A 25,042-nucleotide genomic window follows, 5' to 3' on the forward strand; every position below is an offset into this window, starting at 1 on the left:
CTGTGCCATTATCCCTGACATTACCGCATGACTCGCGAGGAGTGTCCCATGAGCTCTGAAGACAACCTACTGCCCTTGATCGTCGAGCCCGAGCAATTGGCCGGCTATCTCGACGAGCCGCAACTCTTGATCATCGACGTGCCCCTCAAGGCCGAGAGTTATGCCGAGGGCCATGTGCCCGGGGCCATCTACCTCGACCACCGTCGCTTGCTGTGTGGTAGCGGCGATGTACCCAACGACGTGCCCGACGAAGCCGCGTTATCGGCATTGTTCTCGTCACTGGGCCTGACCCGCGATACGCATGTCGTGGCCTATGACGATGAAGGCGGAGGCTGGGCCGGGCGCCTGCTGTGGACCCTGGAATTGATCGGCCACCAGCGTTACTCCTATCTCAATGGCGGCATCCATGCCTGGCGTACGGCGGGGCTCGAGACATCCACCACTGAACATGCCCCTCGGCCTAGCGACTACGAGGCCGAGTACCTGCACCCCGAGGCCCTCATCGACCGCACCGAGCTCAAGGAGCGCCTGGGCGAAAAGGGCTTCGCCATCTGGGATGCCCGCTCGAAGGAGGAATACGACGGGAAGAAGGGCCGGAACAAGCACTTGGGGCATATCCCCGGCGCAGTGAACATGGAATGGACCGATGCCATGGACCGCGAGCGCGCCCTGCGCATCCGCGACTATGCCGAACTGGTCACGGAACTCGAAGCGCTGGGCCTGACTCCCGATATGGAAGTCGTCACCCACTGCCAGAGCCATCACCGCAGCGGCCTCACCTGGCTGGTCGGCAAGGCGCTGGGCTTCGAGAAGATGCGCGCCTATGCCGGCTCATGGCAGGAATGGGGCAACCGCGACGATACCCCGATAGAGAAATAGAATGGATCCCCGAACGTGACCCGCGACAAGCTCTTTGCCCTGATACAGTATCCCCTGCCCCATCACCTGATCTCGCGCCTGGTGGGCAAGTTTGCCGAATGCCGCATCCCCTGGCTGAAGCATCTGTTCATCCAGGCCTTCATCCGCCACTTCGAGGTCGACATGAGCCAGGCCCTGGAACCAGACCCCACGGCCTATGCCTGCTTCAACGACTTCTTCACGCGTGCCATGAAGGCCGAGGCGCGCCCCATCGGCGACGGCTTGGTATCGCCCGCCGACGGCACACTATCGCAGTACGGGCGTACCTACCACGGCACCCTGGTCCAGGCCAAGGGCCAGGCCTACTCGCTCACCACCCTGTTGGGGGGCGACGTGCACCGTGCGGCCCCCTTCCGCCAGGGCAGCTTCGCCACGGTCTACCTCTCGCCTCGCGACTACCACCGGGTGCACATGCCGCTGGCCGGTACACTCCGGGAAATGGTCTATGTGCCGGGCCGGATCTTCTCGGTCAACCGGGCCACCGCCAACCACGTGCCGGCATTGTTCGCGCGCAACGAGCGCCTGGTCTGCATCTTCGATACCGAGCAAGGCCCCCTGGCCATGGTCCTGGTGGGCGCGATGATCGTCGCCGCCATCGAGACCGTATGGGCCGGGCAGATCACGCCGTTGTCCGGCGAGATACAGCGCATTCGCTTCGATGAGCCCATCACATTGGAAAAGGGCGCCGAAATGGGACGCTTCAAGCTGGGCTCCACCGTGGTGATGTGCTTTGGCCGCGAAGTCGACTTCGACGACCTCAGCATCGATTCCATGGTCAGCATGGGCGAACGGCTGGGCGGGGTCGGGCCCATCCAGCGCATCCGCTACCAAGACGGCAACGCCGCTAGCAGCGCGGGGTAGCGAAGGCCATCACTTCGGCGACGCTCGCCTTGCCCAGGGCGAGCTGGATCAGGCGGTCGATCCCCAGCGCCACGCCACAGCCGGCGGGCATGCCCGCGTCGAGCGCCGCCAGCAAGCGTTGGTCGACATCCACCTCGGGCTTGCCCAGCCAACGGCGCTGGGCATTGTCCTCGACGAAGCGCGCCGCCTGCTCATCGGCATCGATCAATTCGTCGTAACCGTTGGCGAGTTCCAGCCCCCGCCCATAGGCCTCGAAGCGCGACGCCACCCAGGCACCATCCTCGGCATCGCGGTGCCGGCGGGCCAATGCCGCCTGGCTGGCCGGATAGTCGATCACCACGTCGAGCCCGTCGTCGCCCAGGTCCGGCTCGATCGCCAGGCTCATCAGCAAATCCAGGCAGTCGTCGCGCAGGGCGCCGGTCATGTCCAGCCCCCCGTGTTCGCCTGCCAGGCGGCGCAGGCTCGCCAGTGGTGCCGTAAAGGGGTCGATGGCCAGGTGCCGGCGAAACAGCTCGCGATAGCGATGCAGCCGCCGCGGGCCGAGATCGGGCAACAAGCGGCGGATCAGCGCTTCGGTCTCGTCGATCAGCTCGACGAGCGTGAACCCCGGCCGGTACCATTCGAGCATGGTGAATTCGAGATTGTGGCGACGCCCCACTTCGCTATCGCGAAAGCTTCTGGCTAACTGGAAGATCGGTCCACTTCCGGCGGCCAGCAAGCGCTTCATGTGGAATTCCGGCGACGTCTGCAGCCATAGCCGCTCACGCCCGGCGGGCGTCGTCGCCGTCAGCGACAGCGAGTCGAGATGCACGTCGGTACTGCCGCCGTGCCCCAACACCGGTGTCTCCACCTCGAGCACGTCGCGCTCTGCGAAGAAACGCCGCACCTCGGCTAGCAGGCGCGCCCGTTCGCGCAGGGTCTCGATCGAGGCCGTGGGCTGCCAATCGATGGTCATGACATGATCCTCCAGAACGACGAAGGCCACGCCGGGTAAGCGTGGCCTTCGGAGCGGTAAGCCGTAAGCCGCTACAACTTACCTCCGGAACAGCTTTAAGGGGGTGACTTACCGCTTATAACTTCAAGCTTACCGCTCGCCTTGCCACCATTAGGCTCGGGAGACGTACTCGCCGGAACGAGTATCGATCTTCAGCACCTCGCCCCGGTTGATGAACAGCGGCACCCGGACCACGGCGCCGGACGACAGGGTTGCCGGCTTGGAGCCGCCCTGGGCGGTGTCGCCCTTGAGGCCAGGATCGGTCTCGACCACCTCGAGTTCGATAAAGTTGGGCGGTGAAACGCTGATCGCGTTATCGTTCCACAGCGTCACGGTATAGGGCACCTGCTCCTTAAGCCACTTCTCGGTGTCGCCCAAGGCCTTCTTGTCCACGGCATACTGCTCGAAGGAGCCGTCGGTCTTCATGAAGTGCCACATCTCGCCGTCGTTGTAGAGATATTCCATCTCGAGGTCCATTACATCGGCGGCTTCCAGCGATTCACCCGACTTGAAGGTGCGCTCCCAGACACGACCGGTCATCAGGTTACGCAGCTTGACGCGGTTGAAGGCCTGGCCCTTGCCCGGCTTGACGAATTCGTTTTCCACTATGGCGCACGGGTCGCCATCGAGCATGACCTTCAGACCGGCCTTGAATTCATTGGTAGAATAGCTCGCCATGATTCCTCACTGATATCCGGGCGCGGCCACTCGAACGGACGCCGCGCACGTGAATACATCGACGAAGGGACAACCCCCTTCGCCTCTTGGATTGGTGTCACGCATGATAACCCGAAGCCCCGCCAATGTGCAGACCGGCTCCTTACTCAGTCCCCGTGAGGAGCCCCTGGCGATATTGCCGACCACGCCTCGAGGCGGCTGGCAAGCGCAGCTGGCCAGCGCCCTTCGCGACCCGCGCGAACTGTGCCGACGCCTGGCACTCGACCCCGCCTGGCTGCCCGGTGCCGAACGGGGACACGCCCTGTTCGAGGTGCGTGTCCCGGAAGCCTATCTGGCGCGCATCCGTCGCGGCGATCCGCGCGATCCGCTGCTCAGGCAGGTGCTGCCACTGACGGCGGAGGGCGATGCCGTGGAAGGCTTCGTCCAGGATCCGCTGGCAGAGACCGGGCATACGCCGCGTCGCGGCCTTATCCACAAGTATCGCGGCCGCGTGCTGCTGATCGCCAGCCCGACCTGCGCCATCAATTGCCGTTACTGCTTCCGCCGCCACTTCCCTTACCACGAGAATGCCCCATCGCGGGTCCAGTGGGACGACACGCTGGACTATATCCGTGGCGACGACTCGATCACTGAGGTCATCCTCTCGGGCGGCGACCCGCTGGCAGCCAGCGACCGGCAACTCGGCTGGCTCCTCGACCGCCTGGAGGCGATCGATCACCTCGTGCGGCTACGCATTCATACCCGGCTGCCGGTGGTGATACCCGATCGCATCGATGACGCCCTGCTCGCCTGGCTCTCCGCCACCCGCCTGCAGAAGGTGGTGGTACTGCATATCAATCACGCCAACGAGATCGACGACGCCGTGGTGGCCGCTTGCCGCCGGCTACAGGGCATCGGCGTGACGCTGCTCAATCAGAGCGTGCTGCTGCGCGGCATCAACGACAGCGTGGCAGCGCTACATGCGCTCTCCGAGCGCCTGTTCGCGGCCGGCATCCTGCCCTACTACCTGCACGTGCTCGACCCGGTCAACGGCGCCGCGCATTTCGACGTTCCCGACCACGAGGCGCGCACCCTGGTCGAGGAACTGCGCCAGCGCCTGCCGGGCTTCCTGATGCCGCGCCTGGTGCGCGAAGTGCCCGGCGAAGCCAGTAAGACACCGCTCTAGAGCTGTAAGCCGTAAGCCGTAAGCCGTAAGCCGTAAGCCGTAAGCCGTAAGCCAGAAAACAGTAAACCCCATAGGCCGCAACCTATGGGGTTTACTTACAGCTTACAGCTTACAGCTTATAGCTAATGACTTCAGGCTAACGTCTTGGCCGTGACATTGGGCGCCACCGGTTGGTTGGCCGCCAGATGACGGTTCAGTGCGCTCATCACCGCCTTCATCGACGCGCTGGTGATGCTCTCGTCGAGGCCGACGCCGAATACTGCCTTGCCGTCGATACGCACTTCCACGTAGGCGATGGCCTCGGCATCGGCCCCCTGGCCACGGGCATGCTCGTGATAGTCGATGATCTCCGCCGTCACGCCATTGGCGGCCAGCGCCTTGATGAAGGCCGCCAGCGGACCGTTGGCCTCACCGCTGATGGTCTTGCGGTTGCCTTCCTCCTCGATCGTTGCCTCGAGATGGATGCGGGCGCTGTCGGGCTCCGACGTCAGGCGATGATTGATCAGCGCATAGGGCGAGACCGCCTCGAGGTACTCGTCGGCGAAGGCCTGGAAGATCATCTGCGAGGTGATCTCCTTGCCGGTGCGCTCGGCCACTTCCTGGACCACCTGGCTGAACTCGATCGACAGGCGCCGCGGCAGCTCGATGCCATGCTCGCTTTCCAGCAGGTAGGACACGCCGCCCTTGCCGGACTGGCTGTTGACGCGGATCACCGCTTCGTAGCTGCGACCCACGTCCAGCGGATCGATGGGCAGATAGGGAACGTCCCACATGGCGTCGGGGTGCTGACGCCGTTCGGCCATACCCTTCTTGATGGCATCCTGGTGAGAGCCGGAGAAGGCGGTGAAGACCAGGTCGCCGACATAGGGATGGCGCGGGTGTACCGGCAACTGGTTGCAGTGCTCCACCTCGCGCATGATCGGCGTGATGTTGGAGAAATCGAGCTCGGGATGCACGCCCTGGGTATAAAGGTTCATGGCCAGGGTCACGATATCCACGTTGCCGGTACGCTCGCCGTTGCCGAACAGGGTGCCCTCGACACGATCGGCCCCCGCCATCACCGCGAGTTCCGCCGCGGCGACCCCGGTGCCACGGTCGTTGTGCGGATGCACACTGACGATCAGGGTGTCGCGATTCTTGACCCGGCGGCAGAACCATTCGATCTGGTCGGCGTAGTTGTTGGGCGTGGCGACCTCCACCGTGGCCGGCAGGTTGACGATCATCGGCTTGTCGGCACTGGGGCCGTAGGTGTCCATCACCGCTTCGACGATCTCCACCGCGAAATCCATCTCGGTCGAGGTGAACAGCTCCGGCGAATACTGGAAGGTCCAGTCGGTTTCCGGGTTATCGGCCATCAGTTGCTTGATCTGCGCCGTGGCATCGCAGGCGATCTTCACACACTCGGACTTGTCGACGTTGAACACCACCCGGCGGAACAGCGGATCGGTGGCGTTGTAGACGTGAACGATAGCGCGCTTGGCGCCCTTGAGGGCCTCGAAGGTGCGCTCGATCAGGTGCGGACGCGCCTGGGTCAGCACCTGGATGGTGACGTCGTCGGGCACCAGGTCGTTATCGATCAGTTCACGTACGTAGTCGAAGTCGATCTGTGACGCCGAAGGGAATCCCACCTCGATCTGCTTGAAGCCGATCTCGACCAGCATCTCGAAGAAACGCCGCTTGCGCTCCATGTCCATGGGATCGATCAACGCCTGGTTGCCATCGCGCATGTCCACGCTGCACCACAGCGGCGGCCGGCTAATGCGCGCATCGGGCCACCGTCGATCCGGCAGATCGATGGCGACGAAGGGGCGGTATTTGACGGACGGATCGCTGAGCATCATGGCGTGGACTCCTTGGACGGGACGCGGGGCAAGTGTTGGATACGGCGACGCCCCGACAGCACGAGGCATGCCGGGGCGTCGACGGGAAAATGACGGATACGTTTGGCGCTGACGGGATGACCCGACTGGACTCTCGATATGGACTTGGACATTTTACACCTCAGCTACCCTTGACTGGAAAATGCGATGCGCACCACATCGCCTGGCTCGATCAGCGGCCAGCTAGTAGTCGTAGGTCTAGGCTCAGGTGATGAAATGTCATGGTCATGCCCTTAGAAAATCAGGCTAGCACCTCGATGTCAAGCCGAAGGGGGCGAGAGTTCAGCTCGATGTGCCTACCTCGCCTCGCTTCCACAAGGCGATCAAGGCATCGGGCGCCTGCTCTTCGGCAATTTCGAGCGTCCATTGCCTCGCCTGCCGTCCTTCGTCGAGACATATCCGGAAGACGCGCCGGTCGGCACCGCCCGACCGTCTGTCCCCGCCACAACGATGTGCCATATCCACCAGCAGGCGCTGCAGCGCCTGGCGCTGGACTTCGCTGCAGTCGGCGCAGGCGATTCGCCGGGGCCTGCCCAGCCCCGGGAAATGGGCCAGCCCCCCCTCGCGCGTGATGATCACCACGCTGGACGCGGTCAGGACTGGTGGCTCGAGAGTCATGGCAATAATACCCCGACGGCATGCCAGGCATCGGCCACCGCCTGAGGCTCGCGACTCGTGGCACCAAAGCGTCGTCGGGCATTGTCGAGGGTCAACCCGGCAAAGGTGGTGAAATCACTCTCCTGCGCCAGGCGCCGATCGAGCAGGGTGTCGTACCATAGCGGCCCCAGGTGCTCCCAAGCGTGGCCGCCCAGCGTCATCGCCGCCAGGTAGAAGGCATGGTTGGGAATGCCCGAATTGATATGCACGCCGCCATTGTCGGCTTCGGTCTCGACATAGTCCTCCATGTGGCGTGGTTGTGGATCGCGTCCCAGCACGGGGTCATCATAGGCACTGCCCGGTTCCGCCATGGAACGCAAGGCGCGCCCGTCGACCCGCTCGGTGAACAGCCCCTCGCCGATCAACCAGTCGGCCTGTTCGGCGGTTTCGCCACGCTGGTACTGTTTGACCAGGCTACCGAAGACATCCGCGATCGACTCGTTGAGCGCCCCGGGCTGCTGGGCATACACCAGCTTCGCCTCGCGCTCGATCACGCCATGGGTCATTTCGTGGGCCACCACCTCGAGGGCAATCGTAAAGCGGTTGAACAGCTCGCCGTCACCATCGCCGAAAACCATCTGGGTGCCATCCCAGAAGGCGTTCTCGTAATCCTGCCCGTAGTGCACCGTCCCCACCAGTGCCATGCCCTGGCCGTCGATGGAGTGGCGCTGCAGGACGTCCCAGAAGAACCGGTAGGTCGCCCCCAGCCAGCGGTATGCTTCATCGATGGCCGGGTCGCCACTGGCGCCGTCTCCCTCGCGACGCACCAACTGGCCGGGCAGGGTCCGCTGTTGCTCGGCAGAGTGGATATAGCGTGTCGGTTGGCCGGGCTGAAGGCTACCCGGGGGCAGGCCGGTACTGCCGGCGCGAGCCCGAAAATGCCGGTCGTCGACCAGGGTATGCCGCGCGCAGTCGCGCAGTCTGTCATTGCCCTGGGTCGCGATACGCTCCAGAACGTACGGTGGCAGGAAGCGCCGCGGGACATGGTGATGCGTTGTCATGGTTATTCTCCCCTCCTGGGACGACATCCAGCGTTCATGCCAATGTCGTACTGACCTCCTGGTTCCAGTTTGGCTCAAGTCGGCCCTGAAGGTTCCCTATCGCTGGTTCCTCTCCAACATCGCCTCCATGCGCGAGAGTTGCTCGCGCAGTTCCTTGACGTCGTCACGCAAGCCGTGCAGCTCCGCTGCCTCGCCTTCGCCGCTCTCGATCTCCATCAGCACGCTTTCCTTCTGCATCACATCGAGCACGATGCCGATCATCATGTTCAGGAACACGAAGGCATTGAGAAAGATGAAGCTGAGGAAATAGATCCAGGCATACGGGTAGTGTTCCATGGTCGGGTACAGCACGGCGGTGGCCCAGCTCTCGAAGGTCGCCACCTGGAACAGCGTCAGCATCGCCAACGAAATATTGCCCCACAGCTTTTCATCGACCCCATGAAACAGGAAGCTGCCGATGGCGCCATAGATGTAGAAGATGATGAACATCAGCAGGGCCACGTAGCCCATTCGCGGGATCGACTTGAAGAGCGCCGTCACCAGCATCCGCAGTTCGGGAATCATCGACACCAGGCGCAGCACGCGAAAGATGCGCAACAGCCGTGCCAGCAGCACCATTTCCGAGTCGTCCAGTGGCACCAGACTGGCGGCGACGATCAGGAAATCGAAGACGTTCCAACCCTTCTTGAAGAAATCCCATAGCCGCCGCTCGGCAGCCATGCGGATCAGGATCTCAATCAGGAAGAAAGCCGTCACCGCCAGATCGAAGCCCCTGAGCACCTGCTCGAAGCGGCTGGTTTCCTCATAGGTCTTGGCGCCGATCAGCAACGCCGAGAGGACGATGATGGCGATGACGCATGTCTCGAACAGCTTGTTCGCGCGCAGCCGCTCGAAGCGGGCTTGCCAGGTGTTGAAGGCTTCACTCATGGGATGCTTCTCGTCGACGCAAGGCGCCACGGCAAAGGGACAACCGCGGCCGGCTGGAGCGGGATTATCCGCTATCCACAGCGGCACGCAAGCCACCGCGTGACTATGCCGGAAGCCCGCGCGCCCTTACCGAGGGCACCACCAGCGCCTCGAGCTTGCCGAGTCGCGCCAGGTCGTCGTCACGCAGCACCTCGCCCAACTCATTGCCCGGCAGGCACGCGACGGGCGTCAACTGCACTTGTCGAGGCTTGCCTTGACGGTCCAGGCGTTGGATCCAGGCCAGTTCGCCGTTGGCGTAACGCGCCAGGGAACCGATCGGCGCCACCCCGAAATGACGCACATAGCGTTGTACCCAGGTCAGATCGAACTGTTCGCCATGATGCAGCAAGTGGCGGTAGATATGGCTGGCCGTCAGGGCCTGGCGGTCGGCACGATCGCGTCCCATGGCATCGACCACGTCGACGATCGCCGCCATACGCGCCAGGGTATCGAGTCGTTCTCCCGAAAGCCCATGCGGATATCCCCCGCCATCGAGGCGCTCGTTCACCGCTGCCACCACCGAGGTGCGCACGGCCTCGGAGAGCCAACGGCAATCGCCAAGGCGCTCCTCGATCAAGGCCACGTGCGCTGCGAAACGCGAGCGCTGCTCGGCGTTCAGGTGCGGCGCACGGCGCAGTTCGGCCGGTAACAGGGCCTTGCCCATGTCATGTACCAGGGCGCTGGCCACGATGGCCTTCCGCGTATCGCGGGGCAACCCTTGGTAAGCGGCCAGATCGGCCAGACGCACCGCCACCGCCAGGCCATGTTGCACCAACGGATGATCGTCGATCATGCAGACCGCGGCGAACAGCACTGCCTCGCGGTCCTCCTCGAGCAGGCCCAGCACCTGATCGCTATAGCGCGACAGGTCGCGGGCCGCGACCGGCTCCCCGTCCTGCAGTGCCAGCAGTTGGCTATCGAGATAGGCCGTCACACGCGCCAGGCGCCGTGCCATGGGGGTAGCATAATCGGCGCCATGCGGACGACTGGAGGCCGCCGGTACCCCCTCGCGGGGTTCGAACAACGACGAAGGAGACAGCGCACGCTCCCCTGCCATGGCGTTGCGCGCGCTCTCGCGCTCGATCTCGCGCACGTAGAACCACAGGCGGCGCTCGATCTGGGTATCGACGGCGCTGAACTCGCAGCCCACCCTGGCCAGTTGGTGCTCGCTATCGCCCTGCACATGGCGGAGCATGGCGGGGACCTCCAGCCACTGCCCATTGGGGAAGTGCAACGCCAGGGACTGAACGGCCTGCTCGGGATGCAGACCCATGGCGGCCGCCAAGGGCAGTTCGAGCAAACAGCCGCCCAGCGAGAGATTCTTGAGGGCGCCACTGACCGGCCCCTCGGCGTGAGCCATCAGCAAGGTCACACGCACATCCATGCCCGGCCGCAGTTCCGCCCGAAAGGCTCCACGCCGGTGCATGACATCGACATACTCGGGATACTCGCACAGGCACTGCACCCGGTCGCTTCTGTCCACCCAGTCGATGAGCTTCAGCGGTGGAGTCCGCAGCATGGCACCACTGGCCTGGCCGACGAGATAGACCGTCTTCTGCTCCATGGCAGCGGCGATTTCCGCCACTGCCGTGATATCCACCAGCAAGTGCTCCCCCTGCCGGGCCTCCATCAGCAACGCGGGAAGCGGCTCATTACCCGGGCCCTCGAACAATAGGGAGGCCCCCCCCGGCTGGGTGAGCGTTTCCAGCAATGCTTGCCGTTCTCCGGGATGCTCGACACGACTGTGGGTTTCGCTTGCCTGCTTCATCGGGCCCCTACTCAGCGATGCGCGGCGGTCGTTGGCCACCCGCCGGCAATAGTGATGGTATCGGGCGCTGCACAATGACGATCCGCGCTCATCGCCGCTGCCCGCAGCGCCCGGGAAATGTTTCCCTTTGTTATCGGCGGATCGACGCAGGACTTTAGTGGCCGTCAGGTTAGTTCAGGACGTGACGTCGGTGGTTTCGAGTATCGTCAACAGATCCTGGGCATACTGGGCGGCATCATGGCCGAGCGAGGTCAGATAACCACCATCGGCCTGGGTGATCAGCCCCTTGTCATGCAGCCGGCGTGTCGCGGCGATCGCCTCGGGCAGGGCACTGGAATGGACCTTGATCCCTTCCTGGGTGGTTTCCAGGTTGAACAGGCAAAGAATCTTCAACTCCTCGAACAGCTCCGAGGTATAGGTCGATTGGGGCATGGCGTGCTCTCGCTTGTCGTTGTGGTTCTCAGACACTAGCCCGGGCGACTCGCCAAGGCCAGCCCTCTCTTCAAGACTCCTCGCGCTCCAGGTCTACCTGGCGATAGCCGATCAGGTACAGCACCGCATCCAGTCCCAGGGTGGAGATCGAATGACGGGCCTGGCTTCTCACCAGCGGCTTGGCTCGGAAGGCGATGCCCAGGCCGGCGGTGGCCAGCATCTTCAAGTCGTTGGCCCCATCGCCGACGGCGATGGTCTGCTCCATGGCCAGCCCCTCGCGCCGGGCGATCTCCTCGAGCAGCTCGGCCTTGCGCTCGGCATCCAGAATCGGTTCACGCACCTCGCCGGTGACCTTGCCGTCCTCGATCACCAGTTCATTGGCATGGATCTCGTCGAAGCCCAGCTTCCGCTGCAGATGGCGAGCGAAATAGGTGAAGCCACCGGACAGGATGGCAGTGCGATAGCCCAGACGCTTCAGATGCGCCATCAGTCGTTCGACGCCATCCATCAACGGCAGCGATTCGGCGATCTCGGCGAGTACCGCCTCATCGAGCCCCTTGAGCTTGGCCATGCGTTCACGGAAGCTCTGCTGGAAATCCAGTTCACCGCGCATGGCGCGTTCGGTGACCGCCGCCACCTCGTCATAGACGCCATGGCGACGTGCCAGTTCGTCGATGACCTCGGCCTTGATCAGCGTCGAGTCCATGTCGAAGCACACCAGGCGACGATGACGACGCCAGATCGAGTCCTGCTGAATCGCGATGTCTACGCCGTGCATCGCGCCCAGCGCCAGTGCCTTTTCGCGCAGCCGTTCCAGATCGACCCCCTCCCCGCGTAGCCAGCACTCGACACAGGAGCCATGAGGCGGCACATCGCCGTCCAGCGGCTCGCGGCCAGACAGGCGATGGATCAATTCCACCGTCAGGCCATGCTCGGCGGTGAGGCCTCCCACCTCGGCAAGAATGCCCGCCGGGAGATGCGGTGCCAGCAATGTCAGGATCAGCCGCGGCTGGCTGGCTTCGACGCTCCAGCGCTGGTAGTCCTCGGCACTGACCTGGATGGCCTGGACATCGAGCCCCAGGGCATCGCCAGCCTCGTCGAGGGAGCCTTCGAGGTCGGCATCGCGATCCAGCCCCACCAGGGCCTCGAGGGAAAGAATCCCGAAGGTCACGCTCTGGTTGATGTCGAGAAGCCTGGCCCCGCTTCTGGCCAGCGCGCGCCCCAGGCCCGCGAGCTGGCCGGGACGCGCGGTGCCGGTGGCACGGATCAACACTCGTCTTGTCATTGCAACCTCTAAAAAGCTGGAAGCTCGAAGCTGTAAGCTGGAAGTTACCCCCTTGTACCAGCCACGAGCCGATTTTTCTTCAAGCTTCAAGCTTCCGGCTTCAAGCTTTCCAGTTGGTCGACCTTCTGGAAGCCGCGTGGCAACTTGCTGCCGCGCCTTCCCCTTTCCCCACGATAGTACTCCAGATCGCTGGGCTTGAGGGTCAACTTGCGCTTGCCGGCGTGCACCACCAGCGACTCGCCTTCGGCCAGCACCACCAGGTCCCGCACGAATTCCTCGCGGCGCGCCGCCCGCGCCCCGGGGATATCGATCATCTTGTTGCCCTTGCCCTTGGCCATCTCCGGCAATTGCGCCAGGGCGAAGACCAGCAACCGCCCTTCGTTGGAGACCGCTGCAACGCTGATGCCATCGCCGCGAGGGATGCGTCGCGGCGGCAACACGTTGCAGCCCTTGGGCAGCGACAGCACCGCCTTGCCCGACTTGTTCTTTCCGGTCAGCTCCTCGAGCACGGCGATGAAGCCATACCCTCCGTCGGAGGCCAGCAGATAGCGGGTATCGGGCGGGGCCAGCATCAATCCCGTCATGTGCGCTCCGGCGGCGGTATTGACACGCCCGGTCACCGGCTCACCCTGGCTGCGGGCGCTGGGCAGGTTATGGGCGCTCAGGGTATAGGCCCGCCCACCATCGTCGAGCAGCACCAGCGGCTGATTGGTCTTGCCGCACGCCGCCAGATGGAAGCGATCGCCGGATTTGTAGGACAGCCCTGCCGGATCGATCTCGTGCCCCTTGGCACTGCGGATCCAGCCCTTCTCCGAGAGCACCACGGTAATCGGGTCGGCGCCCAGCAGCTCGACCTCGGACAGCGCCTTGGCCTCCTCGCGCTCGACCAGCGGCGAGCGGCGCGGATCGCCATGCTCGCGCCCGGCCTCGCGCAGTTCCTTCTCGATCAGATCGGTCAGTGCGGCCTCGTTGCCGAGCAGCTCCTTGAGGTGTTTGCGCTCATTCTCGAGGGCATCCTGCTCACCGCGAATCTTCATCTCCTCGAGCTTGGCGAGGTGACGCAGGCGCAGTTCGAGGATCGCTTCGGCCTGGCGGTCCGTCAGGCCGAAGGCACTCATCAGCGCGGCCTTGGGCTCATCCTCCTCGCGGATGATGCGAATCACCTCGTCGATGTTGAGGTAGGCGACCAGCAGGCCCGCGAGGATGTGCAGCCGATCCTCGACCTTGCCCAGACGATGCTCGAGGCGTCGGCGCACGGTGGTGCGCCGGAAGCGCAGCCACTCGCCGAGCATCGCCGGCAGGGACAGCACCCGCGGCCGGCCGTCGAGGCCGATGACGTTCATGTTGACGCGAATGTTCTTCTCGAGGTCGGTGGTGGCGAACAGGTGCGCCATCAACGCCTCGACATCGACGCGGTTGGAGCGCGGCTCGATGACCAGCCGGGTCGGCTCCTCGTGGGTCGATTCGTCACGCAGGTCGGCGACCATGGGCAGCTTCTTGGCCTGCATCTGGGCGGCGATCTGCTCCAGCACCTTGGCCCCGCTGACCTGGTAGGGCACGGCGGTGATCACCACGTTGCCGTCCTCCAGGGTATAGCGGGCGCGCAGCTTGACCGAACCGCGTCCACTCTCGTAGACCTTCTGCAGCTCGGCACGCGGCGTGATGATCTCGGCCGCGGTGGGGAAATCCGGCGCCGGCAAGTACTCGATCAGGTCCGTCGTCGTCGCCTCGGGATGGCGCAACAGGTGACAGGTGGCTTCGACCACTTCGCTGACATTGTGCGGCGGGATGTCGGTGGCCATGCCCACGGCGATCCCGGTGCCGCCATTGAGCAGGACATGCGGCAGGCGCGCCGGCAGTACCACCGGCTCGTTCATGGTGCCGTCGAAGTTGGGCGTCCAGTCGACGGTGCCCTGGCCGAGCTCGGACAGCAGCACTTCCGCAAACTTCGACAGGCGCGCCTCGGTGTAACGCATGGCGGCGAACGACTTGGGATCGTCGGGGCTGCCCCAGTTGCCCTGGCCGTCGACCAGCGGGTAACGATAGCTGAACGACTGCGCCATCAGCACCATGGCTTCGTAGCAGGCGCTGTCGCCGTGCGGGTGGAACTTGCCCAGCACGTCGCCGACGGTACGCGCCGATTTCTTGTACTTGGCGGACGCATTCAGCGCCAGCTCGCGCATGGCGTAGACGATGCGCCGCTGCACCGGCTTCATGCCGTCGCCGATATGCGGCAGGGCACGGTCGAGGATCACGTACATCGAGTAGTCGAGGTACGCCTTTTCGGTGTATTCGCGCAGCGACAGACGTTCGACGTCGCCTTCCGCCACCTGGATATCCATGGTCATAGCACGGTAGCCTTGTTCACACTTGTGGAATCGTCGAGGGCTGCGCCCCCTTCAACCTCTGTGATGAGCTGTAAGCTTTAAGCTATAAGCTGAAAGTAACCCCATGAAAGGTTTGCTTTTCTTACAGCTTACGGCTTAAAGCTTACAGCTCCCGGCGAAGCCGGGTCAGACTTCTATATCGGCGAGATTGCCGTAATCTTCGAGCCAGCTCTTGCGATCCGAGGCGCGCTTCTTGGCCAGCAGCATGTCCATCATCTCCAGGGTGCCATCGCCGTCCTCGCGAGTGAGCTGCACCAGCCGCCGGGTATCCGCGGCCATGGTAGTCTCGCGCAGTTGCAGCGGGCTCATCTCGCCCAGCCCCTTGAAGCGCTGCACGTTGGGGGGGCCGGCCTTCCGGGTGCCGCGCTTGCCTTCCAGACGCTTGAGAATCGCCGCCTTCTCGCTCTCGTCGAGGGCGTAGAAGACCTCCTTGCCGAGGTCGATGCGATACAACGGCGGCATGGCGACGAACACATGGCCGGCGTCCACCAGCGCCGGGAAATGGCGCACGAACAGCGCGCACAGCAGGGTCGCGATGTGCAGGCCGTCCGAGTCGGCATCGGCGAGGATGCAGATCTTGTGGTAACGCAGCTTGGAGAGGTCGTCGCTGGCCGGGTCGATGCCGATGGCCACGGCGATGTCATGAACCTCCTGGGAGCCGTAGATGTCGTGCGACTCGACCTCCCAGGTGTTGAGGATCTTGCCGCGCAGCGGCAGAATCGCCTGGGTCTCGCGGTCGCGGGCCTGCTTGGCGCTGCCGCCGGCGCTGTCGCCCTCGACCAGGAACAGCTCGCTCGCCACCGGATCCTGGCCCGAACAGTCGGCCAGCTTGCCGGGTAACGCCGGCCCAGAGGTGATTTTCTTGCGCGCCACCTTCTTCGAGCTCTTCTGACGACGCTGGGCGGCACTGATCACCAGCTCGGCCAACACCTCGGCCTGGTCGACGTGGTGGTTGAGCCACAGCGAAAAGGCGTCCTTGACCACGCCGGAGACGAAGCCGGCCACGGTACGCGACGACAGCCGCTCCTTGGTCTGGCCGGCGAACTGCGGATCGAGCATCTTCACCGACAGTACATACGAGACCCGCTCCCAAAGGTCGTCGGCGGTCAGTTTGACGCCACGCGGCAACAGGCTGCGGTAGTCGCAGAATTCGCGCAGCGCCTCGAGCAGGCCTGAGCGCAGGCCATTGACGTGGGTGCCGCCGAGCGGCGTGGGGATCAGGTTGACATAGCTCTCGGTGAGCAGCTCCCCGCCCTCCGGCAGCCACTGGATGGCCCAGTCCACGCCCTGCTCTTCGTCGGCAAAATGGCCCACGAAGGGTGACGCCGGCAGCACCTCGAAGCCATCGGTGGCCTGGGCCAGGTAGTCGCGCAGGCCATCCTCGTACTGCCACTCGCTTTCGGTGCCATCGGCCTCGATCAGGGTCACCTTGAGGCCGGGACACAGCACCGCCTTGGCCCGCAACAGATGCTTGAGTCGCGGCATCGACAGCCTGGGACTATCGAAATAGCTCACATCCGGCCAGAACCTGACCACCGTCCCGGTGGCACGCTTGGCGCAGGCCCCGATCACCGACAGCTCCGAGACCTTGTCGCCGTGTTCGAAGGCCATCGCATAACGGTTGCCGTCGCGGCACACCTCGACTTCCAGGCGTGTCGACAGGGCATTGACCACCGATACCCCAACCCCATGCAAGCCGCCGGCGAAGCGATAGCTCGACTGCGAGAACTTGCCGCCGGCATGCAGCTTGGTAAGGATCAGCTCGATGCCCGTCACGCCGTGCTCGGGGTGCACGTCGATGGGCATCCCGCGGCCGTCGTCGGTGACTTCGATGCCGCCGTCGTCGAACAGTCGCACGCTGATTTCGCTGGCGTATTCGCCCAGTGCCTCGTCGACGCTGTTGTCGATGACTTCCTGGGCCAGGTGATTGGGTCGGCTGGTGTCGGTGTACATGCCGGGGCGCTTGCGCACCGGCTCGAGTCCGGAAAGTACTTCTATGGAGCTGGCACTGTATTGTGTCATGCGTCGTCCATGGTAATGGCTAGGCTATTGTTCGATGCGTCCCGCTGCGGAGGCTTGTTTCTCGATGTCCCAGTAGTACGTGGTGGGATCATGTGCCGTCCAAGCCGATAGGCGTTAACCGACCGGGTGGCAGGTAGCGGCCACCATGCGCCAGAATCGCCGGTAGATAGTCGGCCAGAGCGCTGAAGCCGTGATCGCCGCCGGGATGCAGGATGGTCCGACAGCCGGCATAGGCGGCGAAGGCATCATGGCAATCCAGCGTTTCGTCACGGGTACCCAGCAGCAGCAGATAGCGTGCGGGGGTGATGGTCTCGGGGGTCAGGACCGCGAGTTCATCGCGGTGCACGGCGTCCACCGTGAACCGTTCACCGGTATATTCGTTGACGAAGCCCTCCCCCATCCACTCCTCGACCAGCCGGGCCGGGCGCACCGCCGGATTGATGACGACCGCCTCCAGGTCATGCCGCTCGGCCAGGCATGTCGCCAGGAACCCGCCCATGGAACTCCCGACCACCAGCGGCCGGTGCCCCAGCCGGCCGAGCCACTGCTCGGCCAGCCGGTAGGCGGCCTGGGGGCGATGCGGTAACTGGGGAGCCTCGCAAGGCCACGGGCCATCCTCGAGCTGCTGGCAAGCCGCCTGCATCAAGCGCGCCTTGGGTGAGGCGCTACCACTGTTGAACCCATGCAGGTAGAGCACTCCGCTGGCCAGGGCCTGCCCCGCTGCGCGACCGGCACTCAGCATAACGCAATCCCTGTATGGATAGCCAGCATCAGGGGTTCTCACCTGCCGAAGGCAACGCCTCGGTCCCCGCCGGTTCCCCCTCACGCCCCTGTTCTTCGACGCGCCACAGCGCCTCGATCAAGCCACGACTGGAATCGTCCATGGCATCGAGCCCCTGGCGCGAGGCGAGAATGCGATCGGTTTCCCCGGCGATCTGCTTGCCCAGTTCCACGCCCCACTGATCGAAGGGATTGATATCCCAGATCGTGGCCTGGACGAACACCTTGTGCTCGTAAAGTGCGATCAGGGCCCCCAGCGTCCGCGGCGTCAAGCGGTCGAGCAGCAGGGTGGTCGACGGCTGGTTGCCCCGGTAACGCTTATGGTTGGGGCGCTCGCCCGGCTCGTCGATGGCATTGTCGCCCAGCATCAGCACTCGCGATTGGGCGAAGCAGTTGGCCAGCGTCAGGCGGTGCTGATTCTTCAGGTGAGTACGGGTGGCATCGTCGATCACATCGTCGTAGCGCCTGAGCGGCGCGATGAAATCGCACTCCACCGCTTGCGTGCCCTGGTGCAGCAACTGATAGAAGGCATGCTGGGCGTTGGGGCCGAGCTGCCCCCATAGCACCGGACAGGTGGAATACGTCGTCACCTGGCCATCGTGGGTCACCGACTTGCCATTGGACTCCATCTCGAGCTGCTCGAGATAGCTGGCGAAATACTCCAGCCGACCGTCGTAGGGCAGGATCGAGTGGGCCCGAATGTCGAGGAAGTTGACATTCCAGATACCGGCCAGCGCCAGCAGCACCGGCAGGTTGTCCTCCAACGCCGCGGCTTGAAAATGTCGATCCATGGCATGAGCACCGGCGAGGAGTTCACGGAACCTCGCCATACCCACCACCAGGGCGATGGGCAGGCCGATGGCCCCCCACAGCGAATAGCGCCCCCCGACCCACTCCCAGAACTCGAGCTGGTTGACCTCCGCGATTCCCCACTCGCTCATCTTCTCGGGGCTGGCCGAGACGCCGATGAAATGCTGGCGCATCACCAGGTCGCGGTCGACGTCGACGGCCAGCTCACGCTCGGCAACCACCAGACGCGAGAACAGCCAGTCGCGGGCGGTGCGCGCATTGGACAGGGTGTCGATGGTGGTGAAGGACTTCGACGACAGTACGAACAGCGTGGTCTCGGGATTGAGCCGCGACAGGTAGTCGGCCAGTTGGGAGCCATCCATGGTCGAGGCGAAGTGCACATGGATCTCGTGCACACCCGCGGGACGATAGTCGGCCAGGGCATGGGTCACCATCAAGGGTCCCAGGTCGGAACCGCCGACACCGAGATTGACGACATCGCTGATCGTCCTGCCAGTCGCCCCCCGCCACTGGCCGGCGTGGAACTTGGCGACCATCGCCTCCATCCGCGTCAGGGTGCGGTGCACCGCCGACACCAGATCTTCACCCTCGACCTCCAGACAGGCATCCGCCGGCAGGCGCAGAGCGGTATGCAAGGCCGGGCGATCCTCGCTGCGGTTGACGCGTTCACCGCTGAGCAAACCTTCGATGGCTTTCGGCACCCCGGCCTCACGGGCCAGCTCCAATAACAGTTCGAGAGTCTCGGGGCGCCAGCGCTGTTTGGACAGATCCAGCGTGAGGCCGGCCGCCTGCCGATGAAAATACGCAAAACGCCCCGGCTGTTCGGCGAACAGCTCGCGCAGATGCGTCGTCCGTACCTCATCGGCATGGGCCTGTAACGCTCGCCAGGCAGGCTGTCGATCGATGGTGGCTGTTCGGCTCATGGTCTCTCTCCTTGACTAGGCGATTGACGAAAATCGGCAGTACTCACCGGCGTTATCGCCGAGCCCCTTGCTTGCTTCGTGCAGTCATTCGGCGCGAGGCGTAGAATGACGCCATCTTGGCCCCGAATCCTATGCAATGCCATGAGTGATGCATCTTACCGTGACGCAATCTTTTCGACACCCCTCGACCGCGTGGCGAGCTTTTCCTTCGACGAGCGGGTAGTGGCTTGTTTTCCCGACATGATTCGCCGCTCGGTTCCCGGCTACGGCCAGATACTGGGCATGCTCGGCGTGATCGCCGCGCGTCATCTGCGCCATGGCGCCCATGTCTATGACCTGGGCTGCTCGCTGGGGGGGGTGGGTCTGGCGCTGGCCGGTCGCCTGCCTCCCGAGGCCTTCACCCTCACCGCCGTGGACCTGTCACCGGCCATGACCGAACGCGCTCGCGCCACCTTCGCCGAGGAGTGTCCCAACCATGCCATCGAGGTGATCGAAGGCGATATCCGTCATCTCGACTATCGATCATCGGGCATGATCGTGCTCAATTTCACCCTGCAATTCCTGGCGCCGCAAGACCGCGACGCAGTGATCCAGAGGCTGTTCGAGGCCCTTGAACCCGGCGGCGTGCTGGTGCTGTCCGAAAAGATCGTCGCCGCCGACGAACAGGAGAATGCCTGGCTGGTGGAACGCTACCACGATTTCAAGCGCGCCAACGGTTACAGTGAGCTGGAGATCAGCCAGAAGCGCACCGCGCTGGAAAACGTGCTGGTCCCCGACACCCTCGAGACCCACCATGCTCGCCTGGCCCGGGCCGGCTTCCCTCGCAGCCAGACCTGGTTCCAGTATCTCAATTTCGCCTCGCTCATCGCCTTCAAGGACTGAACGAGCCTTTCGACATGATGACACTCGGCGCCCTGCTCGTCTTGCTACTGGTCGCCTGGCTGGCCATGGCCTGGTGGCATGCCCACAAGCCGCTGCCGGCAGGCCTCGGCGTGACAGCCCCTTGGCGCGAGGCGCACGCCCTGCGGTTGCTGGCCGACGAAACCTTCTACGATGCGCAGCAACGGCGCCATTGCCGGCAGGCCATCTTCGACGAAATGTTCCGCCTGATCGGTCAGGCACGACGATTGGTGGTGATCGACATCTTTCAGTTCAACGATCCGAACGATACCGACGACGATTGTCATCGCCGCCTGGCACAGGAACTGTGCACGGTGCTGCTGAACCGCAAGGCCGCGGTGCCTGAACTCGAGATGATACTGATCACCGATTCCATCAACAGCGTCTATGGTGGCCGACCGACGCCACACCTGGACGCGCTGCAGAAGGCCGGTATCCGGGTCGTTGTCACCAACCTGGCCCCGAGCCGTGATCCCAATCCCTCCTGGTCAGCCTTGTGGCGTCTGTTCTTTCGGTGGCTGGGCAATACTCCCCGCGGTGGCTGGCTGTCCAACCCGCTAGGCCCCGGCAAGGTCACGCTGCGCAGCTATCTGGCAGTACTCAACTTCAACGCCAATCACCGCAAGACCCTGGTGGTGGATCACGGCAACGATTGGATGGCGGTGGTCAGCTCGTCCAACGCCGATGACGGCAGCAGCGCCTATCTCGATACCGCCCTGCGTTTTGCGGGTCCGGCCGCCCTCGACCTGCTGGCGGCAGAGTCGGCCATCGCCGGGCTGTCGGGGCTGGGGCACACCGAATTACCCGCCATGCCCGCCGTCACGACCGCCCTCCCATCCCTGCCACGGCTGCGAGTGCTCACCGAGGGCGCCATCCGCGAGGCCCTGCTGGCGATCATCGACGACGCCCGTGACGACGAGCGCCTGGATCTCGCTGTGCTCTACCTGTCCCATCGCGGCGTGATCCAGGCCCTGAAGAACGCCCACCGACGTGGCGTCTCGATACGGATATTGCTCGACCCCAACCGCGCGCATTTCGGACGCCCGAGCCCCGGCATACCCAATTGTCAGGTGGCCTGGGAGCTGCACCGGGCAGGCCTTTCCATTCGCTGGTACGATACCCCCGGCGACCTGGCCCACAGCAAGGTGCTGCTAAGAAGCGGCGGTGAACGTCCGGCCGAACTGCTGCTCGGCTCGGCCAACTTTACCCGCCGTAGTCTCGATGATTTCAACCTGGAAGCCGACATACTGTTGTGTGCCGACCAGCAGCATCCCGTCATCCGTGAACGCCTGGCCACCTTCGAGCGCCACTGGCACAACCGGGCTGGGGAGCGTTTCAGTGCGCCCTTCGACACCCATGTCGACCCGTCGCGCTGGCGCTACTGGCGTTATCGATGGATGGAAGCCAGCGGCTGGTCCACTTTCTGAGTCAAGGATTGTGCATGTCTCACCCTCATCGCGACCTCTACCACGCCTTCGTCGACCAAGGGCTCGACTCCTGGCTGGCCAGGCTGCCCGAGCAACTGGCGCGCAGCCTCGATCGCCAGCGGTACGGCGACCTTCCTGCCTGGGAGAAGGCGGTGGCCAAGTTGCCGGAGCTGCCCACCGAGCGGCAGGTATGGCTCGACCGCGATACTGTCACCGTGGAGCTGGACCTGAGCGACGCCCAGCGACGCCAAAGCGAGAACCTGCTGCGCAAGCTCGCCCCATGGCGCAAGGGACCCTATTCGCTGGGTGGAATTCATATTGACACCGAGTGGCGCTCGGACTGGAAATGGCGGCGGGTCGCCCCGCACCTGTCCTTGCTGGCGGGTCGTCGTGTCCTCGACGTGGGTGGCGGTAGCGGCTATCACGCCTGGCGCATGGCCGGCGCCGGTGCCACCTTCGCGCTGGTCATCGACCCCTCGCCACGCTTCTACTATCAATTCCAAGCCGTCCGCCACTTCGTCGGCGACGCCGATGAGGGACGCACACACTTCCTACCGGTGGGCATCGAGGACGTGCCCAAGGCGCTTAGCTTCTTCGACACCGTCTTTTCCATGGGGGTGCTCTACCACCGCCCCTCGCCGCTGGAACACCTCCAGCAGCTCAAGGACGCCCTGCGTCCTGGCGGCGAACTGGTGCTGGAAACCCTGGTGGTGGAAGGCGACGAGACCACCGTGCTGCTGCCCGGGGAGCGCTACGCGGCGATGCCCAATGTCTACTTCCTGCCCTCTTCCGCGGCCCTGTGCCAGTGGCTAACCCGTTGCGGCTTCGACAACGTGCGAGTGGTGGATGAAGCGGTCACCGGCCTCGACGAGCAGCGCGCGACGGAATGGATGACTTTCCAGTCGCTGGCCGACTTCCTCGACCCCGAGGATCGCAGCAAGACGCTCGAGGGTTATCCGGCCCCGCGGCGGGCGGTGCTGATGGCCAACAAACCCTGACCGCCGACACTCAGCAACGGCGCCATCGCGCAGCGAAGCTGCGCTATTGGAGCACCTGCTCAGCGGCGCAGGATCACCAGCCACCTACCCAGATTGAGAATACTGGCCAGCGACGCCGCCACGTAAGTGAAGGCACAGGCGGTGAGCAGATGCTGGGCTGCCGGCATGTCATAGGGCGGGAGGTACTGTTTGAGCAGCGGCAAGGCGCGCTGATAGCTGGCATCGAACTCGACCGGCAGGGTGATCAGGTGCACCAGCGCCGCGGTACCGAAGCTTAGGACAGCAGCAATCACCACCATTGCCGTGCCACCCGGTGTGCGGGTCAGCAGAAACAGCAACGGTGCAGCCATCATCAAGCCGGCACCCAGCTTCTCCGCACGCTGGGCGACCCCCACCAGGCGGGTGCGCACCAGCAGCGGCTGGTAGCCATGATGGTGCTGGATCGCATGTCCCACCTCATGGGCGGCCACGGTCACCGCAGTCAGCGAACGGCCCTCGAAATTCCCCGCGGAAAGGCGCACCTTGCGCGAAGCGGGATCGTAATGGTCACCGTGCTCGGTAACCTCCACCGTCACGCCTTCCAGACCCAAGCGTTCGACCAGATGTCTGGCCAGCTCACCTCCGGAGCCAGGATAGTCATCGCGTGGGCGGGAATAGCGCTGAAGCACCCACTTGGCCCAGACATTCGGCACGATGAACAATACCAGCAGCAACCCTACCAACAGCACGATCATCGATGCCGCCCCCCGTCTCGCTTCCATCACTTCGACTCAGGATACCGCTTTCCGGTACGGACCACAGGGGCAAACCTCCCTGAAAGCGAAGCCTATCGCCAGCCATATGTCACAAGACTGATCCAGATCAAGGCGCAAGGTCTGACAGGTGCTAATTTGAAATAAGGTGACCGGTGAGTCCTTGCCGGTACCCGCCTGCGCTACGACACACGCCCGCCGCACATCCCGCCAACGGTCTGGAGGCAACACCATGCAAGCCGCCGACGTCATGACCCCCGATGTCATCACGGTAACGCCCGATACCGAAGTCCGTGAGATCGCTCGCTTGCTGCTCGAGCACCATATCAGCGCAGTGCCGGTTGTCGATGCCAACCGGAAGGTACTGGGCATCGTCAGCGAAGGCGACCTGATGCGCCGGGTAGAGAACGCCACCGATCAACGCCACTCCTGGTGGCTGAAGTCGATCTTCGCCGCGGCCAACAACGCCAGCGATTACGTCAAGTCCCATGGTCGCAAGGCCAAGGAGATCATGACGCCCGACCCGATCACCATCGACGAGGACAAGCCGTTGTACAGGATCGCCGCCCTGCTCGAGAAGCATCACATCAAACGGGTACCCGTGGTACGGGACGGCCGACTGGTCGGCATCGTCAGTCGCGCCAACTTGCTGCAGGGCTTCTCGGCAGCCGCGCCCGACACCGATATGGAAGCCACACCACAGCAAGACCGCGAGATCCGCGATGCCATCCTGAAGGAGATCAATGCCCACACCGGACTGATGTTCGATCGCGTCAACGTGATCGTCAATAACGGCGTGGTGCAGCTGTGGGGGCTGGTGCAGAACCAGGACGAGAAAATGGCCGCCCAGGTCGCCGCCGAGAACACTCCCGGCGTCAAGCGCATCGAGAACAACCTCGGCTTCGTACCGCTGGGTGTGGGTGGCTACTGATCGCCGCCATCCAGACAACGACACCGCGACGATGTCACCATCGCCGCGGTGTCGAAGAGGCGCGAGCCCTATCGTTCAGCGCTTGAGCAAGTCGCGCACATCCCTGGCTTCCCAGTGCGGGAAATGCTTGCGGATCAGGGCATTCAGCTCGACCTCGAAGGCCTGCCAGTCCACTTGCGGGGTCGCCCCAGTGCGCCCTGCCGCGGCGCCGCGGATCATTCCCGCCCCCACCGTCACATTGGTCAGCCGGTCGACCACGATGAAGCTGCCGGTCCCCGGGCTCTGGCGGTAATCGTCTACCGGGATCGCGGCGGTCAGCTCGACCTCGCAATGCGCGATGGCGTTCAGCGCCAGCGACTCCGCGGGATGCCGCGCCAGGGTGTTGACGTCGATCTGGTAGTCGATGCCACGGATCTCACCGGACAGGTCGCGGGTCGCCAGCTTGAAGTCGTAGAGCTTGCCGGGCGCCAGCGGCGTGTCGTGCATCCACACGATATCGGCCGTGAA

The 25,042-nt window shown here is 64.0% G+C and carries 22 protein-coding genes; 7 read left to right on the plus strand and 15 right to left on the minus strand.

Features of this window, described 5'->3' with window-relative positions; translation table 11 throughout:
• Positions 1-48 precede the first annotated feature (48 nt).
• Together ACFOEV_RS06040 and asd are read left to right on the plus strand one after the other, a co-directional pair.
• Positions 49-879: a sulfurtransferase gene (locus ACFOEV_RS06040; protein ID WP_386772234.1), complete on the plus strand. Its 831-nt coding sequence runs from the start codon at positions 49-51 to the stop codon at positions 877-879.
• A 15-nt stretch (positions 880-894) separates the two neighbouring features.
• Positions 895-1,779 carry an archaetidylserine decarboxylase gene (gene asd / locus ACFOEV_RS06045; RefSeq protein ID WP_386772235.1) on the plus strand — a complete coding sequence of 295 codons (885 nt, stop codon included), beginning with the start codon at positions 895-897 and terminating at the stop codon, positions 1,777-1,779.
• Here the strand turns inward: asd and epmA are convergent.
• Positions 1,763-2,734 carry an EF-P lysine aminoacylase EpmA gene (epmA, locus tag ACFOEV_RS06050; RefSeq protein WP_386772236.1) on the minus strand — a complete coding sequence of 324 codons (972 nt, stop codon included), beginning with the start codon at positions 2,732-2,734 and terminating at the stop codon, positions 1,763-1,765. The two genes, asd and epmA, sit on opposite strands and share 17 nt — an antisense overlap.
• Before the next feature lie 150 nt (positions 2,735-2,884).
• Positions 2,885-3,451 carry an elongation factor P gene (gene efp / locus ACFOEV_RS06055; RefSeq protein ID WP_386772237.1) on the minus strand — a complete coding sequence of 189 codons (567 nt, stop codon included), beginning with the start codon at positions 3,449-3,451 and terminating at the stop codon, positions 2,885-2,887.
• Positions 3,452-3,554: 103 nt separating this feature from the next.
• On the opposite strand from efp, the gene epmB reads away from it, so the two are divergent.
• The gene (gene epmB, locus ACFOEV_RS06060; RefSeq protein WP_386772238.1) at positions 3,555-4,616 is read left to right on the plus strand and encodes an EF-P beta-lysylation protein EpmB; all 1,062 of its coding nucleotides are present in this window, start codon (positions 3,555-3,557) and stop codon (positions 4,614-4,616) included.
• Positions 4,617-4,747: 131 nt separating this feature from the next.
• Here epmB and leuA read toward each other — a convergent pair whose 3' ends face one another.
• From leuA to pgi, 11 genes are all read right to left on the minus strand, one after another.
• The gene (gene leuA / locus ACFOEV_RS06065) at positions 4,748-6,457 is read right to left on the minus strand and encodes a 2-isopropylmalate synthase (protein ID WP_386772239.1); all 1,710 of its coding nucleotides are present in this window, start codon (positions 6,455-6,457) and stop codon (positions 4,748-4,750) included.
• Between the two features lie 321 nt (positions 6,458-6,778).
• Entirely contained in the window at positions 6,779-7,114 is a 336-nt protein-coding gene (locus ACFOEV_RS06070; protein WP_386772240.1) for a protealysin inhibitor emfourin, read from the minus strand.
• Complete coding sequence (locus ACFOEV_RS06075; RefSeq protein WP_386772241.1) at positions 7,111-8,154, minus strand: M4 family metallopeptidase; 1,044 nt, start codon at positions 8,152-8,154, stop codon at positions 7,111-7,113. The genes ACFOEV_RS06070 and ACFOEV_RS06075 overlap by 4 nt, the downstream gene beginning before the upstream one ends.
• A 96-nt stretch (positions 8,155-8,250) precedes the next feature.
• Positions 8,251-9,081, minus strand: a complete 831-nt coding sequence (locus tag ACFOEV_RS06080) for an ion transporter (protein ID WP_386772242.1) — start codon at positions 9,079-9,081, stop codon at positions 8,251-8,253.
• Positions 9,082-9,184: 103 nt separating this feature from the next.
• On the minus strand, positions 9,185-10,888 hold the full coding sequence (locus tag ACFOEV_RS06085; RefSeq protein ID WP_386772243.1) for an HD domain-containing phosphohydrolase: 1,704 nt from the start codon (positions 10,886-10,888) through the stop codon (positions 9,185-9,187).
• 174 nt (positions 10,889-11,062) lie between these two features.
• Entirely contained in the window at positions 11,063-11,320 is a 258-nt protein-coding gene (locus ACFOEV_RS06090; RefSeq protein ID WP_386772244.1) for a TIGR02647 family protein, read from the minus strand.
• A 70-nt stretch (positions 11,321-11,390) separates the two neighbouring features.
• The gene (serB, locus tag ACFOEV_RS06095) at positions 11,391-12,605 is read right to left on the minus strand and encodes a phosphoserine phosphatase SerB (RefSeq protein WP_386772245.1); all 1,215 of its coding nucleotides are present in this window, start codon (positions 12,603-12,605) and stop codon (positions 11,391-11,393) included.
• A gap of 86 nt (positions 12,606-12,691) precedes the next feature.
• On the minus strand, positions 12,692-14,953 hold the full coding sequence (gene parC, locus ACFOEV_RS06100; protein WP_386772246.1) for a DNA topoisomerase IV subunit A: 2,262 nt from the start codon (positions 14,951-14,953) through the stop codon (positions 12,692-12,694).
• 165 nt (positions 14,954-15,118) lie between these two features.
• Complete coding sequence (gene parE / locus ACFOEV_RS06105; RefSeq protein ID WP_386772247.1) at positions 15,119-17,014, minus strand: DNA topoisomerase IV subunit B; 1,896 nt, start codon at positions 17,012-17,014, stop codon at positions 15,119-15,121.
• Between the two features lie 88 nt (positions 17,015-17,102).
• Positions 17,103-17,756 (minus strand): YqiA/YcfP family alpha/beta fold hydrolase, encoded by a 654-nt coding sequence (locus tag ACFOEV_RS06110; RefSeq protein ID WP_386772248.1) that lies wholly within the window; start codon positions 17,754-17,756, stop codon positions 17,103-17,105.
• 28 nt (positions 17,757-17,784) lie between these two features.
• Positions 17,785-19,527 carry a glucose-6-phosphate isomerase gene (gene pgi, locus ACFOEV_RS06115; RefSeq protein ID WP_386772249.1) on the minus strand — a complete coding sequence of 581 codons (1,743 nt, stop codon included), beginning with the start codon at positions 19,525-19,527 and terminating at the stop codon, positions 17,785-17,787.
• Positions 19,528-19,668: 141 nt separating this feature from the next.
• Between pgi and cmoA the strand changes: the two genes are divergently transcribed.
• The 3 genes from cmoA to cmoB are packed head-to-tail and all read left to right on the plus strand — an operon-like array spanning position 19,669 to position 22,852.
• Positions 19,669-20,409 carry a carboxy-S-adenosyl-L-methionine synthase CmoA gene (gene cmoA, locus ACFOEV_RS06120; RefSeq protein WP_386772250.1) on the plus strand — a complete coding sequence of 247 codons (741 nt, stop codon included), beginning with the start codon at positions 19,669-19,671 and terminating at the stop codon, positions 20,407-20,409.
• Between the two features lie 14 nt (positions 20,410-20,423).
• A complete protein-coding gene (locus ACFOEV_RS06125; RefSeq protein ID WP_386772251.1) occupies positions 20,424-21,854 on the plus strand; it encodes a phospholipase D-like domain-containing protein in 1,431 nt (476 codons plus the stop codon).
• A 14-nt stretch (positions 21,855-21,868) separates the two neighbouring features.
• Positions 21,869-22,852 carry a tRNA 5-methoxyuridine(34)/uridine 5-oxyacetic acid(34) synthase CmoB gene (gene cmoB, locus ACFOEV_RS06130; RefSeq protein ID WP_386772252.1) on the plus strand — a complete coding sequence of 328 codons (984 nt, stop codon included), beginning with the start codon at positions 21,869-21,871 and terminating at the stop codon, positions 22,850-22,852.
• A 59-nt stretch (positions 22,853-22,911) separates the two neighbouring features.
• Here the strand turns inward: cmoB and ACFOEV_RS06135 are convergent, their stop codons facing one another.
• Positions 22,912-23,586, minus strand: coding sequence for a zinc metallopeptidase (locus ACFOEV_RS06135; RefSeq protein ID WP_386772263.1), 675 nt, complete (start codon positions 23,584-23,586; stop codon positions 22,912-22,914).
• A gap of 250 nt (positions 23,587-23,836) precedes the next feature.
• On the opposite strand from ACFOEV_RS06135, the gene ACFOEV_RS06140 reads away from it, so the two are divergent.
• Positions 23,837-24,535: a CBS domain-containing protein gene (locus ACFOEV_RS06140; RefSeq protein WP_386772253.1), complete on the plus strand. Its 699-nt coding sequence runs from the start codon at positions 23,837-23,839 to the stop codon at positions 24,533-24,535.
• Positions 24,536-24,610: 75 nt separating this feature from the next.
• Here the strand turns inward: ACFOEV_RS06140 and ACFOEV_RS06145 are convergent.
• On the minus strand, positions 24,611-25,042 hold a 432-nt coding region (locus tag ACFOEV_RS06145; RefSeq protein ID WP_449280236.1), incomplete at its 5' end, for an elongation factor 1-alpha C-terminal domain-related protein.

Source organism: Litchfieldella rifensis (assembly GCF_042646605.1).
GTDB classification, from domain to species: domain Bacteria; phylum Pseudomonadota; class Gammaproteobacteria; order Pseudomonadales; family Halomonadaceae; genus Litchfieldella; species Litchfieldella rifensis.

What these genes read in the sequence shown, in the direction of transcription:
- ACFOEV_RS06110 (WP_386772248.1), bottom strand. Translation starts at nt 17,756, where the DNA reads ATGCTGAGTGCCGGTCGCGCAGCGGGGCAGGCCCTGGCCAGCGGAGTG.
- ACFOEV_RS06135 (WP_386772263.1), bottom strand. Translation starts at nt 23,586, where the DNA reads ATGATCGTGCTGTTGGTAGGGTTGCTGCTGGTATTGTTCATCGTGCCG.
- parE (WP_386772247.1), bottom strand. Translation starts at nt 17,014, where the DNA reads ATGACACAATACAGTGCCAGCTCCATAGAAGTACTTTCCGGACTCGAG.
- epmA (WP_386772236.1), bottom strand. Translation starts at nt 2,734, where the DNA reads ATGACCATCGATTGGCAGCCCACGGCCTCGATCGAGACCCTGCGCGAA.
- pgi (WP_386772249.1), bottom strand. Translation starts at nt 19,527, where the DNA reads ATGAGCCGAACAGCCACCATCGATCGACAGCCTGCCTGGCGAGCGTTA.
- ACFOEV_RS06090 (WP_386772244.1), bottom strand. Translation starts at nt 11,320, where the DNA reads ATGCCCCAATCGACCTATACCTCGGAGCTGTTCGAGGAGTTGAAGATT.
- serB (WP_386772245.1), bottom strand. Translation starts at nt 12,605, where the DNA reads ATGACAAGACGAGTGTTGATCCGTGCCACCGGCACCGCGCGTCCCGGC.
- cmoB (WP_386772252.1), top strand. Translation starts at nt 21,869, where the DNA reads ATGTCTCACCCTCATCGCGACCTCTACCACGCCTTCGTCGACCAAGGG.
- ACFOEV_RS06070 (WP_386772240.1), bottom strand. Translation starts at nt 7,114, where the DNA reads ATGACTCTCGAGCCACCAGTCCTGACCGCGTCCAGCGTGGTGATCATC.
- leuA (WP_386772239.1), bottom strand. Translation starts at nt 6,457, where the DNA reads ATGATGCTCAGCGATCCGTCCGTCAAATACCGCCCCTTCGTCGCCATC.
- ACFOEV_RS06040 (WP_386772234.1), top strand. Translation starts at nt 49, where the DNA reads ATGAGCTCTGAAGACAACCTACTGCCCTTGATCGTCGAGCCCGAGCAA.
- ACFOEV_RS06085 (WP_386772243.1), bottom strand. Translation starts at nt 10,888, where the DNA reads ATGAAGCAGGCAAGCGAAACCCACAGTCGTGTCGAGCATCCCGGAGAA.
- epmB (WP_386772238.1), top strand. Translation starts at nt 3,555, where the DNA reads ATGATAACCCGAAGCCCCGCCAATGTGCAGACCGGCTCCTTACTCAGT.
- ACFOEV_RS06075 (WP_386772241.1), bottom strand. Translation starts at nt 8,154, where the DNA reads ATGACAACGCATCACCATGTCCCGCGGCGCTTCCTGCCACCGTACGTT.
- ACFOEV_RS06140 (WP_386772253.1), top strand. Translation starts at nt 23,837, where the DNA reads ATGCAAGCCGCCGACGTCATGACCCCCGATGTCATCACGGTAACGCCC.
- parC (WP_386772246.1), bottom strand. Translation starts at nt 14,953, where the DNA reads ATGACCATGGATATCCAGGTGGCGGAAGGCGACGTCGAACGTCTGTCG.
- efp (WP_386772237.1), bottom strand. Translation starts at nt 3,451, where the DNA reads ATGGCGAGCTATTCTACCAATGAATTCAAGGCCGGTCTGAAGGTCATG.
- ACFOEV_RS06080 (WP_386772242.1), bottom strand. Translation starts at nt 9,081, where the DNA reads ATGAGTGAAGCCTTCAACACCTGGCAAGCCCGCTTCGAGCGGCTGCGC.
- ACFOEV_RS06125 (WP_386772251.1), top strand. Translation starts at nt 20,424, where the DNA reads ATGATGACACTCGGCGCCCTGCTCGTCTTGCTACTGGTCGCCTGGCTG.
- cmoA (WP_386772250.1), top strand. Translation starts at nt 19,669, where the DNA reads ATGAGTGATGCATCTTACCGTGACGCAATCTTTTCGACACCCCTCGAC.